The organism is Kutzneria kofuensis, assembly GCF_014203355.1.
GTDB classification, from domain to species: domain Bacteria; phylum Actinomycetota; class Actinomycetes; order Mycobacteriales; family Pseudonocardiaceae; genus Kutzneria; species Kutzneria kofuensis.
The window spans coordinates 7,783,756-7,806,849 of the sequence record NZ_JACHIR010000001.1 but is presented as its reverse complement, the minus strand read 5'-3'; the positions used below and the strand labels follow the sequence as shown (position 1 = coordinate 7,806,849).

23 protein-coding genes are annotated in these 23,094 nt (G+C 71.2%); 11 read left to right on the top strand and 12 right to left on the bottom strand.

The features are described 5' to 3' along the window. Positions 1 to 56 precede the first annotated feature (56 nt). From helR to BJ998_RS35640, 3 genes are all read right to left on the bottom strand, one after another. On the bottom strand, positions 57 to 2,234 hold the full coding sequence (gene helR / locus BJ998_RS35650; RefSeq protein WP_184867691.1) for an RNA polymerase recycling motor ATPase HelR: 2,178 nt from the start codon (positions 2,232 to 2,234) through the stop codon (positions 57 to 59). Positions 2,235 to 2,357: 123 nt separating this feature from the next. Continuing rightward, positions 2,358 to 3,176, bottom strand: coding sequence for an alpha/beta fold hydrolase (locus tag BJ998_RS35645; RefSeq protein ID WP_184867690.1), 819 nt, complete (start codon positions 3,174 to 3,176; stop codon positions 2,358 to 2,360). 65 nt (positions 3,177 to 3,241) lie between these two features. Continuing rightward, positions 3,242 to 4,519, bottom strand: a complete 1,278-nt coding sequence (locus BJ998_RS35640; RefSeq protein ID WP_184867689.1) for an MFS transporter — start codon at positions 4,517 to 4,519, stop codon at positions 3,242 to 3,244. Positions 4,520 to 4,564: 45 nt separating this feature from the next. Between BJ998_RS35640 and BJ998_RS35635 the strand changes: the two genes are divergently transcribed. The 4 genes from BJ998_RS35635 to BJ998_RS35620 all read left to right on the top strand — a co-directional run bounded on the left by BJ998_RS35635 (position 4,565) and on the right by BJ998_RS35620 (position 8,205). Continuing rightward, positions 4,565 to 5,248 carry a DUF2848 domain-containing protein gene (locus BJ998_RS35635; RefSeq protein WP_184867688.1) on the top strand — a complete coding sequence of 228 codons (684 nt, stop codon included), beginning with the start codon at positions 4,565 to 4,567 and terminating at the stop codon, positions 5,246 to 5,248. Between the two features lie 89 nt (positions 5,249 to 5,337). After that, positions 5,338 to 5,616, top strand: a complete 279-nt coding sequence (locus BJ998_RS35630) for a hypothetical protein (RefSeq protein ID WP_184867687.1) — start codon at positions 5,338 to 5,340, stop codon at positions 5,614 to 5,616. 54 nt (positions 5,617 to 5,670) lie between these two features. Next, positions 5,671 to 7,206, top strand: coding sequence for an RICIN domain-containing protein (locus BJ998_RS35625; protein ID WP_184867686.1), 1,536 nt, complete (start codon positions 5,671 to 5,673; stop codon positions 7,204 to 7,206). A gap of 138 nt (positions 7,207 to 7,344) precedes the next feature. Next, on the top strand, positions 7,345 to 8,205 hold the full coding sequence (locus BJ998_RS35620; RefSeq protein ID WP_221338236.1) for a PhzF family protein: 861 nt from the start codon (positions 7,345 to 7,347) through the stop codon (positions 8,203 to 8,205). An 18-nt stretch (positions 8,206 to 8,223) separates the two neighbouring features. Here BJ998_RS35620 and BJ998_RS35615 read toward each other — a convergent pair whose 3' ends face one another. Together BJ998_RS35615 and BJ998_RS35610 are read right to left on the bottom strand one after the other, a co-directional pair. Next, complete coding sequence (locus BJ998_RS35615; protein ID WP_184867685.1) at positions 8,224 to 9,516, bottom strand: NAD(P)/FAD-dependent oxidoreductase; 1,293 nt, start codon at positions 9,514 to 9,516, stop codon at positions 8,224 to 8,226. A 256-nt stretch (positions 9,517 to 9,772) separates the two neighbouring features. After that, the gene (locus BJ998_RS35610; protein WP_184867684.1) at positions 9,773 to 10,228 is read right to left on the bottom strand and encodes a carboxymuconolactone decarboxylase family protein; all 456 of its coding nucleotides are present in this window, start codon (positions 10,226 to 10,228) and stop codon (positions 9,773 to 9,775) included. 276 nt (positions 10,229 to 10,504) lie between these two features. On the opposite strand from BJ998_RS35610, the gene BJ998_RS35605 reads away from it, so the two are divergent. After that, positions 10,505 to 10,825: a hypothetical protein gene (locus tag BJ998_RS35605; RefSeq protein ID WP_184867683.1), complete on the top strand. Its 321-nt coding sequence runs from the start codon at positions 10,505 to 10,507 to the stop codon at positions 10,823 to 10,825. Between the two features lie 25 nt (positions 10,826 to 10,850). On the opposite strand, the gene BJ998_RS35600 is transcribed toward BJ998_RS35605, so the two are convergent. Continuing rightward, a complete protein-coding gene (locus tag BJ998_RS35600) occupies positions 10,851 to 13,334 on the bottom strand; it encodes a helix-turn-helix transcriptional regulator (RefSeq protein WP_184867682.1) in 2,484 nt (827 codons plus the stop codon). A 132-nt stretch (positions 13,335 to 13,466) separates the two neighbouring features. Here BJ998_RS35600 and BJ998_RS35595 point away from each other — a divergent pair, with 132 nt between their 5' ends. The 3 genes from BJ998_RS35595 to BJ998_RS35585 are packed head-to-tail and all read left to right on the top strand — an operon-like array spanning position 13,467 to position 15,914. Continuing rightward, the gene (locus BJ998_RS35595) at positions 13,467 to 14,348 is read left to right on the top strand and encodes an RNA polymerase sigma factor (RefSeq protein WP_184867681.1); all 882 of its coding nucleotides are present in this window, start codon (positions 13,467 to 13,469) and stop codon (positions 14,346 to 14,348) included. 9 nt (positions 14,349 to 14,357) lie between these two features. After that, positions 14,358 to 15,197, top strand: coding sequence for an NAD(+) synthase (nadE, locus tag BJ998_RS35590; RefSeq protein WP_221338235.1), 840 nt, complete (start codon positions 14,358 to 14,360; stop codon positions 15,195 to 15,197). Between the two features lie 33 nt (positions 15,198 to 15,230). Next, a complete protein-coding gene (locus tag BJ998_RS35585) occupies positions 15,231 to 15,914 on the top strand; it encodes a nitroreductase family protein (RefSeq protein WP_184867680.1) in 684 nt (227 codons plus the stop codon). Here BJ998_RS35585 and BJ998_RS35580 read toward each other — a convergent pair. Genes BJ998_RS35580 through BJ998_RS35565 form a run of 4 tightly spaced genes read right to left on the bottom strand, consistent with a single transcriptional unit; the run spans position 15,904 to position 19,145 of the window. Continuing rightward, positions 15,904 to 17,100: a cytochrome P450 gene (locus tag BJ998_RS35580; RefSeq protein WP_184867679.1), complete on the bottom strand. Its 1,197-nt coding sequence runs from the start codon at positions 17,098 to 17,100 to the stop codon at positions 15,904 to 15,906. The genes BJ998_RS35585 and BJ998_RS35580 overlap by 11 nt on opposite strands. Further along, the gene (locus tag BJ998_RS35575; protein WP_184867678.1) at positions 17,097 to 17,291 is read right to left on the bottom strand and encodes a ferredoxin; all 195 of its coding nucleotides are present in this window, start codon (positions 17,289 to 17,291) and stop codon (positions 17,097 to 17,099) included. Before BJ998_RS35575 ends, BJ998_RS35580 begins: the two co-directional genes overlap by 4 nt. An 8-nt stretch (positions 17,292 to 17,299) precedes the next feature. Next, positions 17,300 to 17,932 (bottom strand): TetR/AcrR family transcriptional regulator, encoded by a 633-nt coding sequence (locus tag BJ998_RS35570; protein WP_184867677.1) that lies wholly within the window; start codon positions 17,930 to 17,932, stop codon positions 17,300 to 17,302. 10 nt (positions 17,933 to 17,942) lie between these two features. Then, entirely contained in the window at positions 17,943 to 19,145 is a 1,203-nt protein-coding gene (locus BJ998_RS35565) for a cytochrome P450 (protein WP_312890483.1), read from the bottom strand. 120 nt (positions 19,146 to 19,265) lie between these two features. Between BJ998_RS35565 and BJ998_RS35560 the strand changes: the two genes are divergently transcribed. Then, on the top strand, positions 19,266 to 19,922 hold the full coding sequence (locus BJ998_RS35560) for a class I SAM-dependent methyltransferase (RefSeq protein ID WP_184867676.1): 657 nt from the start codon (positions 19,266 to 19,268) through the stop codon (positions 19,920 to 19,922). A 109-nt stretch (positions 19,923 to 20,031) separates the two neighbouring features. Then, positions 20,032 to 20,529 carry a GNAT family N-acetyltransferase gene (locus BJ998_RS35555; protein ID WP_221338233.1) on the top strand — a complete coding sequence of 166 codons (498 nt, stop codon included), beginning with the start codon at positions 20,032 to 20,034 and terminating at the stop codon, positions 20,527 to 20,529. Here the strand turns inward: BJ998_RS35555 and BJ998_RS35550 are convergent. Next, entirely contained in the window at positions 20,526 to 21,404 is an 879-nt protein-coding gene (locus BJ998_RS35550; protein ID WP_184867674.1) for an NAD(+)/NADH kinase, read from the bottom strand. The two genes, BJ998_RS35555 and BJ998_RS35550, sit on opposite strands and share 4 nt — an antisense overlap. A 92-nt stretch (positions 21,405 to 21,496) precedes the next feature. Here BJ998_RS35550 and BJ998_RS35545 point away from each other — a divergent pair, with 92 nt between their 5' ends. Continuing rightward, entirely contained in the window at positions 21,497 to 22,126 is a 630-nt protein-coding gene (locus BJ998_RS35545) for a TetR/AcrR family transcriptional regulator (protein ID WP_184867673.1), read from the top strand. A gap of 4 nt (positions 22,127 to 22,130) precedes the next feature. On the opposite strand, the gene BJ998_RS35540 is transcribed toward BJ998_RS35545, so the two are convergent. Then, positions 22,131 to 22,772: an FMN-dependent NADH-azoreductase gene (locus BJ998_RS35540; protein ID WP_184867672.1), complete on the bottom strand. Its 642-nt coding sequence runs from the start codon at positions 22,770 to 22,772 to the stop codon at positions 22,131 to 22,133. Positions 22,773 to 23,094 lie beyond the last annotated feature (322 nt).

The following is a 23,094-nucleotide window of genomic DNA, read 5'->3' as shown; positions in this document are numbered from 1 at the left end:
GGGAAGACGGGCTCGGCGAATCTGTGCGCCGAGCCTGTCTGACTTTCCGCCCGGTTCTACCGTTCGACGAGGTCCGACAGCGCCTTCGGCAGCGCTCCCCGGTGCAGGACTCCCAACCGCTGCGTGGCCCGGGTCAGGGCGACGTACAGCTCGGCCGCCCCACGCGGGCCGTCCTCGAGGATCTTGTCCGGGTCCACGACCAGCACGGCGTCGAACTCCAGGCCCTTGGTCTCCGACGGCGGCACCGCACCCGGCACGCCGGGCGGCCCGATGACGACGCCGGTGCCCTCGCGGCCGGCCTCGTCCCGGACGAATTCCTCGATGGCGGCGGGAAGTTCGTCCGCGGTGACCTTCCGGGACCACGGTCGCACGCCGGATGCGCGGACCGACTCCGGCGGCGTCACACCCGGCGCGAACTCGGCCAGCAGCGCGGCGGCGACGGCCATGATCTCCGCCGGTGTCCGGTAGTTGACGGTCAGCGACCGGTAGACCCAGCGGTCGGCCGCGTACGGCGTCAGCACCGCGCCCCACGACCGCGCCCCCGCCACCGACCGGCGCTGCGCGAGGTCGCCGACGATCGTGAACGACCGGTTGGGGCAGCGCCGCATCAGCACCCGCCAGTCCATTTCGGACAGTTCCTGGGCCTCGTCCACCACCACGTGCCGGTAGGTCCAGTCCCGGTCCTCGGCGGCCCGCTCGGCCAGGTCCCGGGTGTCGCGCTCGCCCTGGCGCTCGGCCAGCTGCACGGAGTTGACCACGTCCCGGGCCAGCAGCGAGAACTCGTCGTCGATCTCCTCCCGGTCCAGCTCCAGCATCCCCATCACGCCCTCGGCGTACTCGGCCGCCTCCCGCCGCTCCCGCGCCGCGGCCAGCTCGGCCGCCCGGTCGGCGGCCTTGTCCCGGCCCAGCAGGTCGACGAGCTCGTCCAGCAGCGGCACGTCCGACACCGTCCACGCGGCCCCGTCGGCGCGGAACAGCGCCGGGTCCGCGCCGGCCGCCCGCAGCCGCTCCGGGGACTCGTACAGCGGCGCGAGCAGGGTCTGCGGGGTCAGCGTGGGCCAGAGCTCGTCGAGCGCGGCGGCGAACCGGTCGTCCTCGGCGAGCTGCTTGCACAGGTGCGCCCGCTGGCTCTCCCACTCCTCCTTGTCGTCGGGGGTCAGCCAGCCCTTGCACAGCCGGCCGATCGCCCGCTCGGTCAGCACGTACGTGACGATCTCGGTGAACACCTCGCGGGCCTCGTTGTGCGGCCGGTCGCTGGCGCGCGCCTCCTCGATGGCCCACTCCACGGTCGGCACGTCGATCCGCACGGTGATGCCGGACAGCTCGATCGGGATCGGCTCCTCGGGCAGCCGCTGCCGGTCGGCGACCGCCGCCCTGAGCACGTCCAGGATCTTGAGGGAGCCCTTGAGCCGCGCGGCCTCCGGCGTGTCCTCGGCCGTGACGTGCAGGCCGGGCACGTAGTCGCCGGGGGTCACGAACACCACGTCGGACTCGCCCAGCGACGGCAGGACGCGGCTGATGTGGTTCAGGAACGCCGGGTTGGGGCCGACCACCAGCACCCCGTGCCGCTCCATCCGCTCCCGCTGCGTGTAGAGCAGGTACGCGACGCGGTGCAGCGCCACCACGGTCTTGCCGGTGCCGGGGCCACCCTCGATCACCAGCACTCCCGGGTGGTCGAGGCGGATGATCTCGTCCTGCTCGGCCTGGATGGTCGCGACGATGTCCCGCATGCCCTCGCCGCGCGGCGCGTTGACCGCCGCGAGCAGGGCCGCGTCACCGCGCTCGTCGTCCCCGGGGCGGCCGAGCACCTCGTCGGTGAACTCGACCACCTGGCGCCCGCGGGTGTGGAACTGGCGGCGGCGACGCATGTCCTCCGGATTCGCGCCGGTGGCGGTGTAGAACGGCCGCGACGCCGGGGCCCGCCAGTCCATGAGCACCGGGCGGTAATCGTCCTGCTCGTCGAACAAACCGATCCGGCCGATGTACAGGCGGTCGCCCGAAAGGGTGTCCAATCGACCGAAACACAGCCCGTTGTCGGCCACGTCCAGCCGTTTGGCCTCCCGGCCGAGCGACCGCACCTCGTCGTCCCGTTCCAGCGGCGTGCCGCCGGTCCCCCGCAGCGCCGCCCGGTGCCGGGCCTTCACCCGCGCGCGCTCGGCATCCAGCCGCCCGTAGAGGCCGGCCACGTACTCCCTCTCGGACCGCAATTCGTCCTCGTACCCCTGAGTTGACACGAGCCCCTCACAGTGCCTAAACTGAAATTACATTCGGCGGTCTTCCACGTCTTCGTGGAGGCACGCCGATTTTTCATTGTCCAGGACATGTCAAGAGGGCCCGATTTCTCCTCGGGGCGCCGCTCATTTCCGGGCGAACTCCAGCAGGTCGCTGTTGAGGCGCTCGGTGTGCGTGAGGTACAGGGCGTGCGCCGCGTCGGTGTACACCCTCAGCTCGGCGTCGGCGATCAACTCCGCGGTGGTCCGGCCGCACAGGTCGAGCGGGGCCGAGGCGTCGTGGTCGCCGTGCACGACCAGCGCCGGCACGGTGATCTTGGCCAGCTCGGGCCGGAAGTCGGCGGCCATGTTCGTCGCCGTGCAGGCGATCGCGGCGTTCAGGCTGACGCCCATGCAGTCCCGGATGGCCCAGTCCTTGGTGGCCTGCGGCAGCTCGCAGCCGGGCAGGCCGTCGCCGAAGAACGGCGCCGCGTTCTCGTCGATCCAGCCGCCGAGGTCGGTCCGCATCCGGGCCAGCAGCTGCTCGCTCGCCGCCACCGGCACGCCGTTGGGGTTGTCGGGCAGCTGGCGCAGGCACGGCACGGTCGAGCCGACCAGCACGATCTTGGCGACGCGGCCCTCGCCGTGCCGGGTCAGGTAGCGCACGATCTCGCCGCCGCCCATCGAGTGTCCGACGAGCGTGACCTCGGTGAGGTCGAGGTGCTCGATCAGGGCGGCCAGGTCGTCGGCCAGCGTGTCGAAGTCGTAGCCCGTGCCGGGGTCGTCCGACCGGCCGTGCCCGCGCCGGTCGTAGCCGATGGCGCGGAACCCGTTCTCGGCCAGGTGCTGCATCTGGTACTGCCACATGATGCTGCTCAGCGCCCAGCTCGTGACGAACACGACCGGCCGGCCGGCGCCCCAGTCGCGGTAGAAGAGCTGGGTGCCGTTGGCGTTCAGGTGAGGCATCTCGTCCCCCTCGGGTTTCTCTCGGTGACGAGAGCAATCCTGCTGGGGGACGGGAGGTTTGGCGATTACGCGTCAGGTAATGGGTTCCGCCCGACGGCCAGCCCGATGATCGTGACCACGGCCGTGACGGCGACGTACGCGGCCAGCGCCGGCCAGCTCCCGGTCCACGCGAGCAGGGCGGTGAACAGCAGCGGGGCGAGCGCGCCGCCGACCACGCCGGCGAGGGTGTACGCCAGCGAGCTGCCGGTGTAGCGCAGCCGCACCGAGAACTGCTCGGCGACGAACGCGCCCTGCGGGCCGTACATCGCGGAGTGGATCACCAGCGCCACGATGACGCCGAGGAACACCGCCGGCACGGATTTCCCGGCGATGGAAGGAAAGAACACCAGCGGCCACACCGCCGCGGCGATCGTGGCCACCAGGTACACCTTGCGGCGGTTGATCCGGTCCGACAGTGCCCCGAACGCGGGGATCGCCACCACCTGCAGCGCGGAACCGACCAGCACCGCGGCCATGCCGACCGCCCGGGGCATGCCCAGCTGCTGGATGTACGTCAGCACGAACACCGTGAACAGCGCGTAGTGGACGTCCGGGCAGACCCGGACCAGCACGGCGGCGAGCAGGCCCCGCCACTCGTGGCGGAACAGTTCCGTGACCGGCGCGCTCGGCCGCTCGTCGCGGGCGGCGAGTTCCCGGAAGATCGGCGTCTCCTCCAGCCGCACGCGGATCCACAACCCGAACGCGATCAGCAAGGCGGACAACAGAAACGCCACCCGCCAGCCCCACGACTCGAACTGCCGCTCCGTCAACGCGACGCCGAGGATCGCCAGCACCCCGTTGGCCAGCAGGTTGCCCACGGGCGGCCCGACCTGCGCGGCCGAGGCCCAGAAGCCGCGTCGCTCCGGCTCGCCGAACTCGCTGGACAGCAGCACCGCGCCGCCCCACTCGCCGCCGATGCCCACTCCCTGAGCGAATCGCAGGCACACCAAGAGGATCGCCGCCGTGCCGCCGATGTCGGCGTAGGTCGGCAACACTCCGATGAGGACGGTGGCGAAGCCCGTCAGCAGCAATGTGCCGACCAGCACCCGTTTGCGCCCGATGACATCGCCCAACCGGCCGAATACCAGGCCGCCGACCGGCCGGGCCACGTAGCCGACGGCGTAGGTGGAGAAGGCCAGCATGGTGGCGGTCAGCGGGTCGCCGCCGGGGAAGAACAGCGTGCCGAAGATGGTCGCGGCGGCGACCGAGTACGCCGCGAAGTCGTACCACTCCAGGGAGGTCCCGGACAGGCTCGCCGCGAACGCGCGCCACAGCGCCCTTCGGTCCACCGCCGTGTCAGCCATGTGGCATATTCTATGTATACAAGGTGCATGCACAAGGGAGGCGACGTGAGCGAGTTGACGTTCGAGCTGGTCGACGGCCGGAAAGTCACGGTGGACGTGCGGTCCGCGCTGAACGGCGGCTACGCCGGCCGCAGCCAGGACGACGTCGCCGCGCACGTCGCCGAGCTGGCCGAGCTCGGCGTGCCCGCGCCCTCGACCACGCCGTGCCTCTACCCCGTCGCGCCGTACCTCGTCAGCCAGGCCGACACCGTGCCCGCGCAGCACGGCCACACCTCCGGCGAGGCCGAGTGGGCCATGATCGTCACCGATGACGACGTGCTGCTCACCGTCGCCTGCGACCACACCGACCGGGACCTCGAGGTGCACGGCGTCGCCTGGAGCAAGCAGGCCGCGCCGGACGTCGTCGGGCGGCAGGCGTGGCGGCTCTCCGCCGTCGCCGACCGCCTCGACTCGCTGACGCTCACCGCCTGGGTCGGCGACGGCGCCTCGTGGACCGAGATCCAGCGCGGCACCCTCGCCGAGCTCCTCACCCCGCAGTACTGGCTCGACGTGCTGCGCCGGCGGAACCTTCTCGCCCCTGGCACCGTGCTGCTGTCCGGCACCATCCCCATGCACCCCGGCGTCGACCAGTTCGCTTCCGCCTGGCGGGTCGAACTCGGCGACCCCGCCACCGGCGCCGTCATCCGCTGCCAGTACACCGTCGAGCGACTGCCGGAACCGGTCGCGTAAGTGCGTCCGTTCGGGCATCCGGCGTACCCATATCCCGGCAGGTGGCCCATCATCATCGTCGACTCGACGACTCTGAGGGGACTGCCGAGATGGATCTCAAGCGCTTCTTCTCCCGGCAGGCGCGGAAGGCCGAGATCGGCGCCTTCCACGCCGTGGAGACCAAGGTGAAGGCGGCCAGCACCACCGCGCTCGTCACCAGCTTCGCGATGGACCTGCTGGCCAAGTACGTGTTCCCCAACGGCGTTCCCGGCTGGGCGACCGCCCTGGTCAGCGGCGCCGTCGTCGGCGGACTCACCTTCGTTGCCGGCTGGCTGGCCAAGCACACGCCACGCCTGCCGGAGGAGACCGCGAGCCCGACGCCGCAGTGAGCCGTTGCCCGGAGCGCTAACCTCTGTCCCCGAAAGTTGACGGAGGAGCGTGGTGTGAGGCCGTTAGGGACGTCCGACCCGGTGGCGGTGGGCCAGTACCGGACCATCGCCCTGTTGGGGCGGGGTAGAACGGGTCGGGTGCTGCTGGGCATGGGCCCGGACGGCCGGCTGGTGGCGTTGCGGCTGCTGCAGCCGCAACTGGTGCGTGACGAGGGATTCCGGCGCGAGGTGACGACGGCTCGTCAGGTGGCGGGCCCCAGCACGGCGCCGATCCTGGACGGCGACCTCGACGCGCCGGTGCCGTGGCTGGCGACGGCCTTCGTGGCCGGACCGTCGCTACGGCAGGCGGGTCGGCTGCCGGCGGAATCGGTGCTGGTGCTGGCGTCGGGCATCGCGGCGGCGCTGGCCGAGATCCACGCCGTCGGCCTGCTGCACCGCAACCTCAACCCGGTCAACGTGCTGCTCGCCGACGACGGCCCGAAAGTGATCGACTTCGGCATTACGCACGGCCCGGGCCTGGCCGGATCGCCGGGGTTCCTGGCGCCGGAGCAGGCGGCGGGCCAGCCGTGGACTTGGGCCGGCGACGTGTTCGCCTACGGCACGGTGCTGTACACGGCGGCGACGGGCAAGAGCCCGTTCGCCGCCCCGTCGCCGCAGCAGACGCTGGCCAACGTGATGCACATGGAGCCGGATCTCGGCGCGGTTCCGGACACGCTGCGCTGGATCGTCGGCCCCTGCCTGGCCAAGGACCCGTCGCAGCGGCCCACGCCGGCGCAGATCGTGGAGGCCATCGGCCCGCGAGCCGCCGTCTGGCCGCCTGCGGTGCAGGACATGATCGCCCGCCGCCGAGCGGAGGCGGCCCGCACGGTCAGCGAGCCGCCGACCCCGGGCACGCCGCCGCCGAGCGTGGAGACGCCGGAGGCGCGCCGGAAGACCGCCACAATCGTCGGCGCCGCCATCGTGTTCACGGTCTTCGTCACGGCCCTGGCCGGCGTGCTGCTGGCGTTCGGCGGCGGCCCGCGCACCGATGCGGCGACCACGAGCAAGGCCCCCACCCCGACCACACTGCTCGCGCCGACCACGACCACGACGACCACCACGACAACAACAACCACCACGACCACGACGGCCGCGGTGACCACCATCGAGGCCGGAGTCTGGTACACGATCAGCAACACCAGCACCGGCAAGTGCATCGACGCCGCCGGCGGCGGCCGGAAGAACGGCACGCCGGTGGTGGAGTGGACCTGCGGGGCCCACAAGGACAACCAGCAGTGGCAGTTCATCCCCACCGCCAACGGCTTCTACCGTGTTCTCAACCGCCACGCCCCCGCGCTCGGCCTTGACGTCACCGGCGGTCCCGGCGCGGTCGCCAACGGCACGCCCGTGCAGCTGTGGACCTACGGCGGCGGCACCAACCAGCAGTGGAAGCCAGTCGACCAGGGCAACGGCGCGTTCGCGCTGGTCGCCCAGCACAGCAACGCCTGCCTGGACGTGACCAACGGCTCCAGCGAGGACAACACGCGACTCCAGCAGTGGCAGTGCGGCGCCGGCGCCAACCAGCTGTTCGCGCTGACGCCGGCGCAGTAGACCCGAGACCCAGGCCGCCACCTGGATCCCTACTGCGCCACCACCCCGCCGCCGACCGCAAGCGCCTGGCCCGTCACGAAGGAAGCGTGGTCGGCGAGCAGCGACGACCCGTCGCAGCTACCGTTCACGGACGCGTTCGTGCAGGAAACGCTGCGGCTGCCCCACACCGGAAAGGCGGTACCCGCCCTGTCCCCCACCATCCACCTGGTCCACGTCTTTCCCGACGGCCCCTCCGGCGGCAATCCCGCCCCCATCGTCGTCGACGCGGACACCATGTCCGACGCCGAAATGCAAGAGATCGCCAAAACCTACGGCCACGAGTCCGCTTTCATCCTCCCCGCCGCTGCCCCCTTCGACTTCGCTCTCCGCTTCTGGGTCCCCAATCACGAGATGCCCATGTGCGGCCACGCCACCGTAGGCGCGGTCCACACCCTCCACCGGCTGAACCGCCTCACCAGGACACGCCTGACGATCAGCACCCCCTCCGGCCCCGTTCAAGCACGAATCGCCGACGCCGCAGTAGAAATCACCCAGCCCCCGGCCACAGTCACCCCCGCGCCACCCACCGACGTCCTGGAAGTCCTGGGCATCACCGAACAAGACCTGGCCGCCCACCCCGTCCAGAACGCGAGCACCTCCCGCGTCAAAACCCTCATCCCCCTGGCCAGCCAGGCAATCCTCGACGCACTGACCCCGGATTTCTCCCGCATACCAGAACTTTGCGACCAACTGGGCTCCACCGGTCTCTACCCCTACGCCCCGTCGGACCCCGCAACCCAAACGTTCGACGCCCGCCAGTTCCCCCGCTCCTCCGGCTACCCCGAAGACGCGGCGACCGGCATCGCCGCCGCCGCCCTCGCCTACGGCCTCCTCGACAACCACCTGATCAACCCCGACCGCCCCGTCCACGTCCGCCAGGGCCGCGCCATGGGCAAGCCGTCCCGGATCACCCTCCGCCTGACCCCCACCGGCCTCTGGCTGGGCGGCCAAGTCCACTGACCGGCCGACCCACCTGCGCTACGACGCCGGCCGGTCCGTGTCCAGCGGCACGTCATCGCCCCTGACCAGACCCAACTGCACGGTCTGACGACCGAACACGGCGTCCACCGCCCAGTCGATCAGCGTCCGCACCCGATTGCCGGGCATCGCCATCAGGTGATATCCACGCGTCACCAGCGCCGCGGGCAGCCCGGACAGCGCCACCCCCAGCGGGTTCGCCGCCGCGTCCAACCCACCGAGGTCGACCACGAAACCGAGGTCGTGGTGCTTGTACTGCGCCATCCGCCCGTGCCCGAGCGACGCCGCGACGTTCTTCCCGGCGAGCTTGCCCTGCCGCATCGCGTGCTGCGCCGTCATCGCCGTCAGCTCGCCCGGCCGGGTCAGGTCCGGCACCGCCGCGCAGTCCCCGCACGCGAAGATCTCCGGGTGCCCCGGCACCGCCAGCGTGGCGTCGACGATGATCCGGCCTCGTTCCGTCGGCAACCCGGTCGCATCCGTCAACGGATCCGGCCGCACGCCGACGCACCACACCAACGTGCGCGTCGGCACGAACTCCCCGTTGGTCAGCCGCACGCCCTCCGCGGTCGCCTCCTCCACGGAGGTTCCCGTCAGCACCTCGACCCCACGCTTGCGGAGCAATTCGTCCGCCGCACGCGACAGTCTCGGGTCCAGCTCCGGCAACACCTTCGGCGCCACGTCCAGCAGCAGCCACCGGATCTTCTGCCCGCGCAGCGCCTTGTTGTGCCGCGCCACCGCCGCCGTGAACGGTGGCCCCTGCGCCGCCACCTCCGTGCCCGTGTAGCCGGCCCCGACCACCACGAACGTGCAGCGGGCCGCTCGCAGCCCCGGGTCGTCCGTCGCACCCGCCAACTCGATCTGCCGGATCACGTGATCCCGGAGGTACAACGCCTCCCCGATGCTCCGGAAGCCGTGCGCGTGGGCTCCGACTCCGGGGATCGGCAGCAGCTTGTTCACGCTGCCCGCCGCCAGTATCAACCGGTCGTAGCCCACGACATGCGAGCCACCCTCGGGATCCGTGTACGTCACCTCACGCCGGTCCACCGCCAGCTTGTCCGCCGTTCCCAGCGCCAGCCGCACCCCCGGCAGCGTTTTCGTCAGCGACACCGCCACCCGGCGTGGATCCAGCGACGCCGCCGCCACCTGCGGCAGCAGCGGCAGGTAGTGGAAGTAGTCCGTCTTGTTGACCAGCACCAGCTCCGTCCCCGGCGGCGCCGCCCGCTCGAGCGCTTTCGCCGCGTGAAACCCGGCGAAGCCCCCGCCGACGATCACGATCCGGTTCGCTGTGCCCACAATCCCTCACCCGACTTCGAGGTCGACAACGGCACCGGGCTACCCGGCCCCACCGCGGGAAAACCCGGCCCGCCCAGCATGCGAGCACCCCTGGCGATCGGCAACCGGAAGCCCCTGTCCACCAACGCCCTCGGGAGCCACGGCCGCCGAGTGGCGGGAGATCGGCGGCCGGCCGCCTGCCCCTCCCCCTCCTTCCTCCGTCCCCGGCTCAGAAGTACTCGCCGACCGCTTGCCCCTACTTCCTCCGCCCCCCGGCTCAGAACTGCTCGCCGGCCGGCTGCTTGATGGTGACGTTGATGCGGTTGAAGAAGTTCGTGGTGGCGATCATCAGGATGAGCGCGGCCAGGCCCTTCTCGTCGTAGTGGTCGGCGGCGTCGTCCCACACGGCGTCGGACACGGCCTCGGGCTGGTCGGCCATGCGGGTGGCGGCCTCGGTCAGCGCCAGCGCGGCCCGCTCGGCGTCGGTGAAGACGTCGCTCTCCCGCCACGACACGACGCGCAGCAGCCGGTCGACGCTCTCGCCGGCCTGCTGGGCGTGGGTGACGCCGGAGTCGACGCAGTAGCCGCAGCCGTTGATCTGGCTGGCCCGAAGGTGCACGAGATCCAGCGTGGCCTTGGGCACGCCGCCCTGGTAGATGGCCTTGAAAAGGGACTGCACCGCGGTGGTGGTGTCGGGCAGCACCTTGGCGGGGTTGGTCATGCGCGCAGCCATGTTCCTGCTCCTTCTCAGCGGTTCTTGCTCTGTCACCTTCCTGACGAGCCGGCCCCGGCGAACGTGACAGGCAACGGTGTGACGGCGGCCACATCCACCCGTATGCGTTCCCGTCGGCAAACGGCTTGATTCGGTTCACCCCGCACCGCCCGTAGCCGACTGGGGGAACTTCCTAGAAGAGTCCCGAGAACCTTCCGATCGTCCACAAAGGCCGGAAGACTTTCTCCCGACGGCGGAAACGAATTCCGACCGGAAACGCGATAATAGGAGAGAACGATGAACGCTCTGCACCGTCGTATCGCCGCTGCTGTCGTCGCGACCGCGGCCGCCGGGGCCCTGCTCGGCGGCACCGCGGTGGCGTCGGCCGCGCCCGCCGTCCCGGTCGCGTCGGCATCGGCCGAGGTGTCCGTCTCCGGCACGCTGTCCGCGGTCGTCGGCAAGATCATCAGCGTGAAGACCAGCGCGAGCGCCGATGTGAAGGTCACGCTGACGAGCGCCACCAAGATCGAGGGCAGCCTGAACCTCGACGCGCTGGTCACGGTGAAGGGCCACCAGGTCGGCGGCTCGCTGGTCGCCGACCTGGTGATCGTGGGCTGAGTGGTTCGGCGCGGGCGCGCTGGGGTCAATTCCCCAACCCCAGCGCGCTCCGCAGCTCGCGCCGGCCGGACACGCCGAGTTTCCGGTACACGCTGGTCAGCGCGAATTCGACGCTTCGCGTCGTGACGTACAATTCACCGGCGATTTCCTTGTTGGTCCGGCCGGCCGCCGCCCGCCGCGCGACGAACGATTCCCGTTCGGTCAACAGCGCCGGATCGGTCAGCGCGAATCTGCGGCGTCCCCCTGCCTGCCGCAATTCCCGGCCGGCCCGTTCCATCAGCGCCACCGAACCGCAGCGCATCGCCATGTCGTGCGCCATCCGCAGCACCGATCGCGCCGACAACTCATCGCCCGATTCCCGCAGGCACTGTCCCCGATCCGCGAGCGCCCGCCCGTATTCCAGTCGTGCCGGCGATTCCCGCAGAACGTCGACGGCCTCCGCGAGCAGCTCGGCGTCGCCGGTCACCACGCCGGCGCCGCGCAGCGCGACACCGACGGTCGACGCCGAGCCCCAGCGCCGCGCGAGGTGCAGTTCCCGCTCGACCAGCGCCACCGCCCGGCCGCGATCTCCCAACTCCGCCAACAACAATGCCGCCGTCGACCGCCACGGGCAGACCGCCGGGTTCAGTACCCCCCGCTGCTCCAGCCGGCGGCCGCATTCCAACAGATCGTGCACGGCGCGAACCTTGTCGCCGTCGGCCGCGCGGAGTCGCCCACGTTGGAACAGCACGGCGTCGAACCGGGCCGAGCCGGGAACCTCGCCGTCCAGACCCTGGGCGCTCAACACGACTGCCGCCGCCTGCGGCTCGTTGACGTCGATCAGGGCGCCGATCATCGGCGCCAGAGCGGTGACATGCGGATCGTGTTGCGCGAGCGTCAATCGCCGTGCCTCGCGGAGATCTCCCCTCCGGAGCGCCACCTCGGTGCGCAGCCCGTGCACCAGCCGGAACAGCGCCGGCCTGACCCGGCCGGAGACCGCGGTGACGGCGTTGTCGCACAACCGCTCCGCCTCGTCGAAATCGTCCATCATGGACAATGCCGTCACGACGTGCATCAGCACCCGGCGATCCACCAGATCCGAACCAGCCGTCACGGCGAGGTTCCGCCCGGCCGCGCGCTTCAGCGCTGCCGCCGCCCGCAGGCGATCACCTTCCAGCGCATGGGAAGCGGCCGCGATCGCATGCCAGAACCGTTGCCGGCGCGGATTCTCCGGCAGCGCCGGCATCTCGTCCACGACGCCCGCGTGCTCGACGCCGATCGACAACGGCACCAAATCGTCGTCCACGTCGGCCAGCACCCGGGCCGCCTCGACCAGCTGCCCGCGCTCCGCCAGTTCATACGCCAAGGTCGCGCCACCGCCGGCCTGCGTCAGATGTTCCAGCGCCGCAGCGGGATCGGTGTGCACCTCGGCCTCGCCCAGCTGGGCCAACGCCCGCCAACGGTCCTCATCGGACAGTGGTTCCGCCAGCAGCCGCCGCAGGCACTCCGCCGCCCGCTCCGGATCGCCGTCGCTCATCGCGGTCGCCGCGTGCTCCCGCAGCATCCGGCAGGTCCACTCGTCGCCGATCGGGTCCGTTGCCAGCAGATGATCGACGAATTCCGCCCGTCGCCGATACAACGCCCGCGCCGCCCGCAGGCGCATCTCCGACGGAATCCCCGTGGTCAACACCGCCGTAACCAAAGGCACGCCAATGGTTCCGTACTCAACCAGCCCTCGGCTCGCGGTGTCGTGATCGACGTCGGCCACTGATGCGACCAGCCCGATGTCGGCGGTGCCGAGGATCTCCACCGCCCGCCCGACGGCCACCAGTTCCGGCCCGAGCACCGCAACGATCGCCGACGTCAGCTCCGGCGACGGCTCCCGGCACAGCTCGCCGACCGATGCGCTCTCGCAGCGCAACAACTCCGCCACCAGCCACGGATGCCCGCCGGTCGCCCGGTGGACGAGGCCGGCGTCCTCAGAAACCAGCGCACGCACCGCCCGCTCGTCGAGGCGGCCCAACGTGATGCGACGGGCGTCTCGGGCGAACTCCCCCAGCCGTCCCGGCAAGGCCGTCACGATCATCACGATCGGGAGGTCCGCCAGCCGTCGGCGCAGGTAGTCCAGCAACCGGAGCGAATCGTCGTCAGCGAGATCGAGGTTGTCCACGGCGATGAGAACCGGCGTCCGCGCAGCCAGTTCACGCACTTCGCGATACAACTCCCGCAGCGCCGCCTGGAGCGCCTTGGGGTCATCGTCGCTGGCGATGCGATCCATCACCGCGCCCGCCACCGGCTCGAACAGCTGCGCCGCGAGTTCGTACGCGAAGTCGCGCTCGACCGCCGAGCCCTGCGCCGCGAGCACCGTGAAGCCCAGCTCGGCGGCGACCTCCGCACACGCCTTGAGCAGCGTCGTCCGCCCCATTCGGGGGCCGGCCTCGACGCACACCACCGCCGGCGCCTCGGAAAGCGCTTCCCGACAGACCGCCAGCTCCGCGTCGCGGCCCACACACGCCTGTCTCACCCGCACCCCAGTGCTCCCTCCACCGTCCACAGAGGGGTCGTACGGGAAGCGCTCCACCCGCAAAAGAGATGGCATTCGGTCACTGGGCGGTTCCGGAGCGTCGGCCGTGTTAGCTTCCGGATCGATCGAGGGAGGGCCATGACCGTCGACGAGTACGGCGCCGTTCGCGCCCATGCGCTGCGCCTGTGCCTGGCCGCCGGGGCCACCGTCGAGGAGGCCGAGGACTGCGTGCACGAGGCGCTGGTCGAGCTGCTCGAGGTGGACGATCCCGAGTCCGTGCGGGCGCCCGCCGGCTGGGTCGCCACCGTGTCGCGGCGGCGGCTGATCGACCAGGTCCGGCGCCGGTCCCGGGAGCGCGTCGCCGGCCAGCGGGAGCCGACGGCCATCGCCCCCGTCGATCCTGCCGATCTCGTGGCCGATCGTGACCTCGCCCGCTGGTTGGTCCGGTCCATCGCCGACCTGCCGCCCACCACCCGCCAGGTCTGCGCCGCCATCGGCGACGGCATGTCCGAGGCCGAGGTCGCGCAGTCGCTCGGGCTGACCGCCCGTGCCGTCGAGTCCCACCTCACCCGTGCCCGCCGCCGGCTCCGCAAGCTGCGGATCGCCGTCGTCCTCCCGGTCGGCGTCTGCTGCGCCCGGGCGCTGCAACGCCTCGCCGCCCCGCTCACCTGCGCCGCCGTCGCCGCCCCGGTCGCTGCCGTGATGCTCCTGCCGGCGTCCCCGGCGCCGCACCAGTCGCTCCCCCACGCCGAATCCCCCGTGGCGATGACCACCACGCCCACCACCACCGCGACTGTGCCCCCGCCCGTCGTCACCACCACGGCGACAACCACCACTGTCACAACAACAACGACGACGGCGACCGCGTCCACGCCGCCGCCCGTCACCACTACTCATCTGCTGCCGGCGCACGACGTCGTGACGCATGTGGACACCGTCGTCGACGATCTCCTGAAGCAGCTGCCGACCGCCCTGCCTCCGCTGCCGTCCCTGCCGCTCAAGCTGCCACTGGATCGGTAGAGTGCGGGAATGGTGAACCTACGGGAGCAGATCCTCGCCGAACTGGGTGTCAAGCCGACCATCGAGCCCAAGGTCGAGGTTCGGCAGCGGGTCGATTTCCTCAAGGACTACCTGCGGTCGACGCCCGCCAAGGGCTTCGTGCTCGGCATCAGCGGCGGGCAGGACAGCACGTTGACGGGCAAGCTGTGCCAGCTCGCGGCGGAGGAGCTGCGGGCCGAGGGGCACGAGGCGACGTTCGTGGCGGTCCGGCTGCCGTACGGGGTGCAAGCCGACGAGGAGGACGCGCAGATCGCGCTGCGGTTCATCCAGCCCGACCGGTCGATCGTGGTGAACGTCAAGCCGAGTGCGGACGCGGTCAGCGCCGAGTCGGCACACGGGTTGCGAGACCTGCTGGGCGAGGAGCCGAAACTGCGCGACTTCGTGCGGGGCAACATCAAGGCCCGCGAGCGCATGGTGATCCAGTACTCGATCGCCGGCCAGCTGAACCTGCTGGTGGTGGGCACGGACCACGCGGCCGAGGCGGTGACGGGCTTCTTCACCAAGTACGGCGACGGCGGCGTCGACATCACCCCGCTGACGGGGCTGACCAAGCGCCAGGGCGCGGCGCTGCTGCAGGAGCTGGGCGCACCGCCGAGCGTGTGGGAGAAGGTGCCGACCGCCGACCTCGAGGACGAGCGGCCGGCGCTGCCCGACGAGGTGGCCCTGGGCCTGAAGTACAGCGAGATCGACGACTACCTGGAGGGCGTCGACGTCACGCCGGAGCTGGCGTCGCGGGTGGAGTCGGTGTTTCTGGCGACCCGGCACAAGCGCACCGTGCCGGTCACCCCGTTCGACGACTGGTGGCGGTAGACCGCTGAGTGGCGGCGTGCCAGGGTCGAGGACATGCCCGACCGCCGCCATGAGCATCCCTTCCTGCCCTACCGCCCCGCCCGGCCGTCGACGGACGACGCGCTGCGGCGGGGCGAGGACTTCTACCGCCGACTGGACGAGCGACGCTCGGTGCGGTGGTTCTCGCCCGATCCGGTGCCGCAGCGGGCGATCGAGCTCGCCGTGCAGGCGGCGAACACCGCGCCGAGCGGGGCTCACTTCCAGCCGTGGACGTTCGCGGCGACGGATGATCCGGTGCTCAAACGTCAGGTCCGGGCCGCGGCCGAGGAGGAGGAACGCCGCTTCTACCACGAGCGCGACGCCCCGGAGTGGCACGCGGCGCTGGGCAGGCTGGAGACCGACGAGCACAAGGAGTTCCTGGAAAGCGCTGCGTGGCTGGTGGTGGCGTTCGCGCAGAAGAGCACGCCACGGCCGGACGGATCGCTGCGCAAGAACTACTACGTCAACGAGAGCGTCGGGATCGCGTGCGGGCTGTTCATCGCCGCGCTGCACGAGATGGGCCTGGCGACGCTGACGCACACGCCGAACCCGATGGCGTTCCTGACCGAGCTGTTCGGCCGCCCGGCGACCGAGCGGCCGTACATCCTGTTCCCGGTCGGCTATCCGGCCGACGACTGCGAGGTGCCGGACCTGCGCCGCAAGCCGCTCGCCGAAGCGCTGGTGGTGGTCAGAACGTGACCGGCAGCTCGTACACGCCGTAGACCGAGCCGTCGTGCTTGAACGAGATCTGGTCCAGGTCGGCGGCGAGGCGCAGGGTGGGGATCCGCCGGTACAGCGTGCCGTACACGACCTGCAGCTCCATCCGGGCCAGCGGCTGCCCGAGGCACTGGTGCACGCCGAAGCCGAAGGCGACGTGGTGGCGGGCGCTGCGGGTCAGGTCGAGGCGGTCCGGGTCGTCGAACGCGGCGGGATCGCGGTTGCCGATGTCGTTGGCGACGATGATGCCCTCGCCGGCCCGGATGAGCTGGCCGCCGACCTCCAGGTCCTCGATGGCCACGCGGCGCCGGCCGTTGTGGGTGATGTGCAGGTAGCGCAACAACTCCTCGACGGCGGAGGCCACCAGCGCGGGGTCGTCGGAGTCGCGGAGCACGGCCAGCTGCGAGGGGTGTTCGAGCAGGGCGAGGGTGCCCAGCGCGATCATGTTGGCGGTGGTCTCGTGCCCGGCGATGAGCAGCAGCACGCCGATCTGGGCGGCGTCCTGGCGGGTGAGCTCACCCGCGTGCACGCGGCCGGCCAGCTGGGACAGCAGGTCGTCGGCGGGCTCGACGAGCTTGCGGCCCATCAGGTCGTCCAGGTACTCGTTGAGTGCCCGGCCGGCGGCCATCCGCTCCGCCGGGCCGGCCGACCGGCGGATGATGGTCTTGCTGTTCTGCTGGAAGAAGTCGTGGTCGGTGTACGGCACGCCGAGCAGGTCGCAGATCACCAGTGACGGCACGGGAAGCGCGAACGCCTCGACGAGGTCGACCGGCCGGGGGCCGGCCAGCAACTGGTCGATCAGGTCGTCCACGATGCGCTGCACGGCCGGCCGCATCGCCTCGACCCGCTTGACCGCGAACGAACCGGTGACCATGCGGCGCAGCCGGGCGTGCTCGGGGTCGTCCATCAGGATGAAGCCGATCTTGGTGCCGCCGGGCTGGCGCGGGGCACCGAGCGGGTAGCCGGGACGGTCGACGTCGGCGCTCACCCGGGGATCGGCGAGCACGGCGCGCTGGTCGGCGTAGCGGGTGACCAGCCACGGCGTGCTGCCGTCGGCCAGCCGCACCCGGGCCAGCGGTCCCTCCTGCTGCATCTCCCGCAACGCCGGCGGCGGGTCGAACGGGCAGTCGGCGGCCCGCGGCAACGGAAACTCGGGCAGCACGGTCATGACGTCACCCGGATCGCCCCGGCGGGGCACACGTTGACGGCCTCCTGAACCGCACCGTGCAGTTCAGCAGCCGGCTCCGCGTCGAGCAGCACGACGATGCCGTCGTCGTCCCGCTGGTCGAACACGTCCGGCGCGAGCAGCACGCAGCTCCCGGCGCCGCAACACTTGTCCTGGTCCACAACGATCTTCACGGTTCTCCTCAAGCACGCATGATGCCCACGATCGCGTCGATCAGCCCGGTCGCGGCGTCGTGCCAGCTGGACCGGGGCGTGGGTCGGTTCTCGGCGAGCGCGCGTTCGCGCTCCGCCGTCATCTGCACGATCAGGTGCCGCGCCATGTCGTCCCGCTCGGCCCGGATCGGGGCCGGCAGCTCGGGCAGGCAGCGGTTGATGCCGTCGAGCACGGCCTGCAGGCTGGGTGAGCTCAGCGCCTCGTCGACGATCACGGTGCGCAGCTCGGGATCGGCCATCACCTGGGCGGCGAACCGGCCGTACCAGCTGGGACTGCCGAGTTCGGCCAGGTGCTGGGTGGCCGGGCGGACCAGGCAGGCGACCCACACGCGCAGGTCGATGGAGTCGGCCGCCTCGGCCACCATCGCCTCGCGCAGCCGTTCCATCTCGGCGCTGTGCTTGTGCACGATGGCGCGCACCAGGTCCGCCTTGGTGCCGAAGTGGTAGCCGACGGCGGCGTTGTTGCCCTGCCCCGCGGCCTCGCTGATCTGCCGGTTGGACACGGTGATCACGCCGTGCTCGGCGAACAGTCGTTCCGCGGCCGCCAGGATGGCGTCCCGGGTCGCCTGCGCCCGCTCGGTCCGCACCGCGCCACCGGCCATGATCATCTCCTTACCACCGCACCGGCAGCGCGCTCAGCCCGCCGACGACCAGACCTTCCACTCGCTGGAGATCTTCCGCCGGCACCGCCAGCTCCAGCGAGGGGACCCGGTCCAACAGCACCCCGAGCACGGTCTGCAGCTCGGTGCGGGCCAGCGACTGGCCGAGGCACGAGTGCGGGCCGGCGCCGAACGTCAGGTGCGGGTTGGGGGTGCGGGCCAGGTCCATCTCGGCGGCGTCGGCGAACTCCGTCTCGTCACGGTTGGCCGCCGCCATGTCGCAGACGACCGTCGTGCCGGCGGTGATCCTGTCGTCGCCGACCTCGACGTCCTGGTCGACGTAGCGAACCATGCCGAAGCCGAGGTTGGCGTCGAAGCGCAGCGCCTCCTCGACGGCCGTGCGCACCAGCGACCGGTCCGCCAGCAGCCGCTCCCAGCGGCGGCGGTCGGCCAGCAGCATGCCGGTCATCTTGGCGATCATGTTCGCCGTCGTCTCGTGCCCGGCGATCAGCAGGCCCTGCCCGGTCGCGACCAGTTCGGCGTCGGACAGGCCGCGCCCCTCCGCGTCGGTGGCGATCACCAGTTCGCTGAGCAGGTCGTCGCCCGGCTCCGCTCGGCGGGCCGCGATGTGGGCCGCCATGTACGCGGCGAACTCGCGCTGGGCGGTCTCCATCTCCTGCTGCGTGTACCGGGTCAGGTTGAGCAGGCTGTCCGACCAGTGCGCGAACCGGTCGCGGTCGGACTCGGGCACGCCGAGCAGGTCGCAGATCACCCACACCGGCAGCGGGAAGGCCAGGTCGGCCTTCAGGTCGGCCGGCTGGCCCTTGGCCGTCATCTCGTCGATCAGCTGGTTGGCCATCGCCTCGATGCCGGGGCGCAGCGCGGTCATCCGCTTGGCGGTGAACCACTTGCTGATCATGCGCCGCCAGCGCTCGTGCGCGGGGCCGGTCTGCGGCAGCACGGTGGCCATCTCGCTGTTGAACACGCCGCCGGAGTCGGTGTCCGAGAGCCGGGCGGCGTCCGGGGCGTCGAGCAGCCGGCCGAACCGGGTGTCGGACAGGATCTGCCGCACGTCGGCGTACCGGGTGAGCAGCGTCGCCTCGTCGCCGCTCGGCATCCGCACCCGCGCGACCGGGCAGCGTTGCCGCAGCTCGGCCCACTCGACGGGCGGTTCGAGCGCCGCGGGCCGCGGCAGGGGGTAGCTCAGGTTGTCCACGCGACCCAGTGAAGCCCTCAGGACGATTTAAGTCAAGCGACTGACTTAAACATGAGTAGGGAGGTGTGCGGACGGGAAAGCGCCGGACGCTGCCGGGCCGAGCTCGCCAGAATGGCCGGTGTGCTTGTGACGTCCCGATCGGCCGCGGAGTACCGGGCGATGTTCGACCTCTCCCCCGCCGACCTGACCGGCCGGGTCCTGGACTGCTGCGCCGGCGGATCCGGCTTCGCCGCCGACGTCCCCGACGCGATCGCCGTCGACCCGGCGTATGCGTTGGGGTACGACGAGATGGCGAGGCTCGTGCGCGCCGGCCTGCGCGACGGCGACCGGATGATCGACGCCAACCGGGACCGTTTCGAATGGGAGTGGTACGGCACCACGGAGCGACGTGCCGCCATGCGCCTGGACGCCGCCGAGTCGTTCCTGGCGGATCTTCGTGCTCGCCCGGGCCGCTACGTCGCCGCGTCGCTGCCGGATCTGCCGCTGGCCGCCGACAGCGTGGAGCTGGCGCTGTGCTCACATCTCCTTTTCACATGGGCGAATCAGCTCGACGAGCAGTGGCATCACCGCGCGATCGCCGAGCTGGTTCGCGTCGCCCGCCGCGAGGTGCGGATCTTCCCACTGGTGCTGCAGGGCAGCGGCGAGCCCGTGGAGTTCCTCGACCGGTTGCGCTCCTCGTTGCCCGCCAACGAGTTGCGGGAGGTGCCGTACCGGTTCCAGCGCGGCGCCCGGCACATGCTCGTCATCGACGCGGGAACCACTTCATCGACCGCGTGACGGCTGTCCCACATCTGGGATACAACGGCTGTCCTGAGCCAACTCCGTGCCGCGTATGGCGTCGCAACTGCTGGCCGAAGTGGAGGACGAGTCTGGTGGTGGTGCTGCCGTGACATATCTACACCGGACGGCCACGCCGGCGGATCTGCCGGCCATCGTGGACATCTACAACGCGGCGGTGCTGAGCAGGACCAGCACCGCCGACCTCGATCCGATCACCGTCGAGTCCCGGCGGGAGTGGCTGGCGGAGGCCCGGCACCCGACCTGGGTCGGCTACCACCCGGACGATCCGGGCACGGTCACCGGATACCTGTCGTTCGAGCCGTTCCTCAACGGCCGGCGCGGCTACGACGTCACCCTCGACCTGGCGATCTACCTGCACCCGGGGCACCGCGGCCGGGGACAGGGGCGGGACCTGTTGACGGCGGCGATCGCGTATGCGCCGAGGCTCGGCGCGCGGACGCTGGCGACGACGATCTTCGCCAGCAACGAGCCGAGCCTGCGGCTGTTCCGCTCGCACGGGTTCGAGGAGTGGGGCCGGCTGCCGGCGGTGGCCGACCTGGACGGCGAGCGGAAGGACCTGGTGATCGTCGGGCGGCCGCTCTAGATGCCCACCCCGTCCGGCCAGGACACGGGGATCTCGGCGGAGTCGGTGAGCCGCAGCTTGCGGCGGGCCCGCTGGTAGAAGGTGGTGCGGCCGAGGCGGACGACCCGGGCGGCGCCGGGGCGGGCACGAAGGTCGATGCGGTCGCCGGGACCGACGTAGCCGGCGACTTCGCCGTCGACCTCGACGGCGAGGCGACCGCTGGTGGGGAGGATGTCCAACTCCACGGTGTCGTGCACGGAGAGCACGACGCCCCGGCTCCACGCGGAGTGCGGCGCGGCGGGCGTCACCAGCAGGGCCTCGACGGAGGGGCTGGTGATGGGGCCACCGGCGGAGAAGCTGTACGCGGTCGAACCGGTTGGCGTCGCGACGATGACGGCGTCGGCGGAGTAGCTGACGAAGGGCTGTCCGGCGACGCGGACGGCCACCACGGCGCTGCCGTCGCCGGGGACGCGCACGACGGCGACGTCGTTGAAGGCGGTGACAGTGCGGTCGCCCAGGACGGCGTCGACGGCCAATCGGGGCTCGATGCTGAACTCGTGGTCGTCGATGGCGGTCAGCGCGTCCGGCAGATCGGGCACGTCGACCTCGGCCAGGAACCCGAGCTTGCCCAGGTTGACGCCGAGCACCGGCGCCCGCTGCCCGTCGGCGATGCGCATGGCCCGCAGCATGGTGCCGTCGCCGCCGAGGCTGACGACGAGGTCGGCGCGGCGACCGAGCTCGTCGGGCGAGACCGGGATCGCGGCGCAGTCCAACCGGCCGATCTCGCCGGTGATGCCGAGGATCTCGATGTCCCGCTTGGCCGCCCAGCCGAGCACCGCGGACACGGCGTCGGCCGAGTCCCGCTGGGGATGCAGCACAAGTCCGGCGGAATGCATGGGGAAAGTCTGCCCGCTCCGGACGGTTCCGGCGAGACCTGGCCGCGGTCGCGGTCCCCGCCCGTTGCCCGGGCGGACGGTATTCTGGCGCCATGAGCGCGACGACACCGGTGCGCGGCCAGCGCCGCGCGGCATTGGTCGCGGTCGCCTCGGAGATGTTCGCCCGCAAGCCGTACGACGAGATCTACATCAGCGACATCGCCAAGGAGGCGGGTGTCGCGCACGGGCTGCTCTTCTACCACTTCAAGGACAAGCGCGGCCTGTATTTGGAAGTGCTGCGTCAGATGCAGACGGAGATCGAGGCGCTGCACGACCGCGGTCCCGGCGAGGACACCAACCCGCGCTGGCTGCGCGGCGTGGTGCGGCGGCAGATCGAGTACCGCCGCGACCACGTCCACACGTCCATGGCGATCATGCGCTCCGGCGGCCAGGACCCCGAGGTCGACGAGCTGGTGGAGCAGACCCGGCGGTCCGGCGTGTGCTTCCTGCGCAAGCTGCTCGGCGTCACCGGCGAGCCGGACCCGGTGCTGCGGATCGCCATGCGCGGCAGCATGGGCGCGGTCGACGAGATGACCATGGACTGGCTGTCGCACGGCCTCGACATGGACCTCGACCACCTCGTCGCGCTGGCCTACGGCGCCGTGCTGGCGATCCTGGGCTCCGTCTGCACCGGCGACGACCAGGTGTCCGCCGCCGTCCAGGAGCTCAAGCCGGCCGGCTGACCGGTCAGACCGGCAGCGTCGCCCACAGGGCGTCGATCTCCTTCTCGGCCTCGGCCAGGCTCTTCTCGGCCAGCGGGATCAGCTCCGCCATCGCCGGCACCACCGAGGCCAGGGTCAGCTCGGCGGTGATGAACCGCGGCTCCAGCCCGGTCGCCGCCAGGGCGTGCGGCAGCCAGGGCGTGACGTGGTCCCAGCCGTGGCGGGGCGTGCCCGGGCCGTAACCGCCGCCGCGGCTGCCGATGACGATCAGGTCCCGGCCCTCCAGCAGCCCGGTCCCGGTGCTCGGGTCGTAGGACAGGCCCGGCGCGAGCAGGTGGTCCACCCACGCCTTGACGCTGCTCGGCGCGCCGTAGTTGTAGAGCGGCAGGCCGAGCACGATGGCGTCGGCCTCGCGGACCTCGGCGATCAGCCGCTCGCTGAGCTGCCAGGACTCGGCCTGGGCCGGCGTGTGCTGGTCGACCGGCGTCTGACGGGCCGTGCCGCCGTTGTCGTCCAGGTGCGGCACCGGGTTCTTGCCGAGGTCACGGTAGGTGACGGTGCCGTCCGGATGGGCCGCCCGCCAGGCCGCGACGGCCCGCGCCGTCAGCTTCCGGCTGACCGACTCGTCCCCCTTGATGCTCGAGTCGATGTGCAACAGGTGCGGCATGCTGGTTCACCCCTGAGTTGACTTGACTTCACGTCAGTTGAGGGTTCAAGCATGCGTCCTGACTTGACTTCATGTCAAACACTGCGTCGCGGCTCACAACCCCGGCGAGTCACGCTCTCAGACACACCGAATGTAAGAATCGAGCAGAACTGAGACTCGGGGCTCAGATATGCGCGAAACCTACATTCGGGGTGCCCCAGAGCGTGACTCGCGGGGGTTCACGGCGTCATGCGCCGCACCGAGCTTGGCGTACGATCCACAGTGGACTGTCCGAGCAACCCGGCCGGCCGGCAGCGAAGAGGACACGACGCGGCCGGCGAGC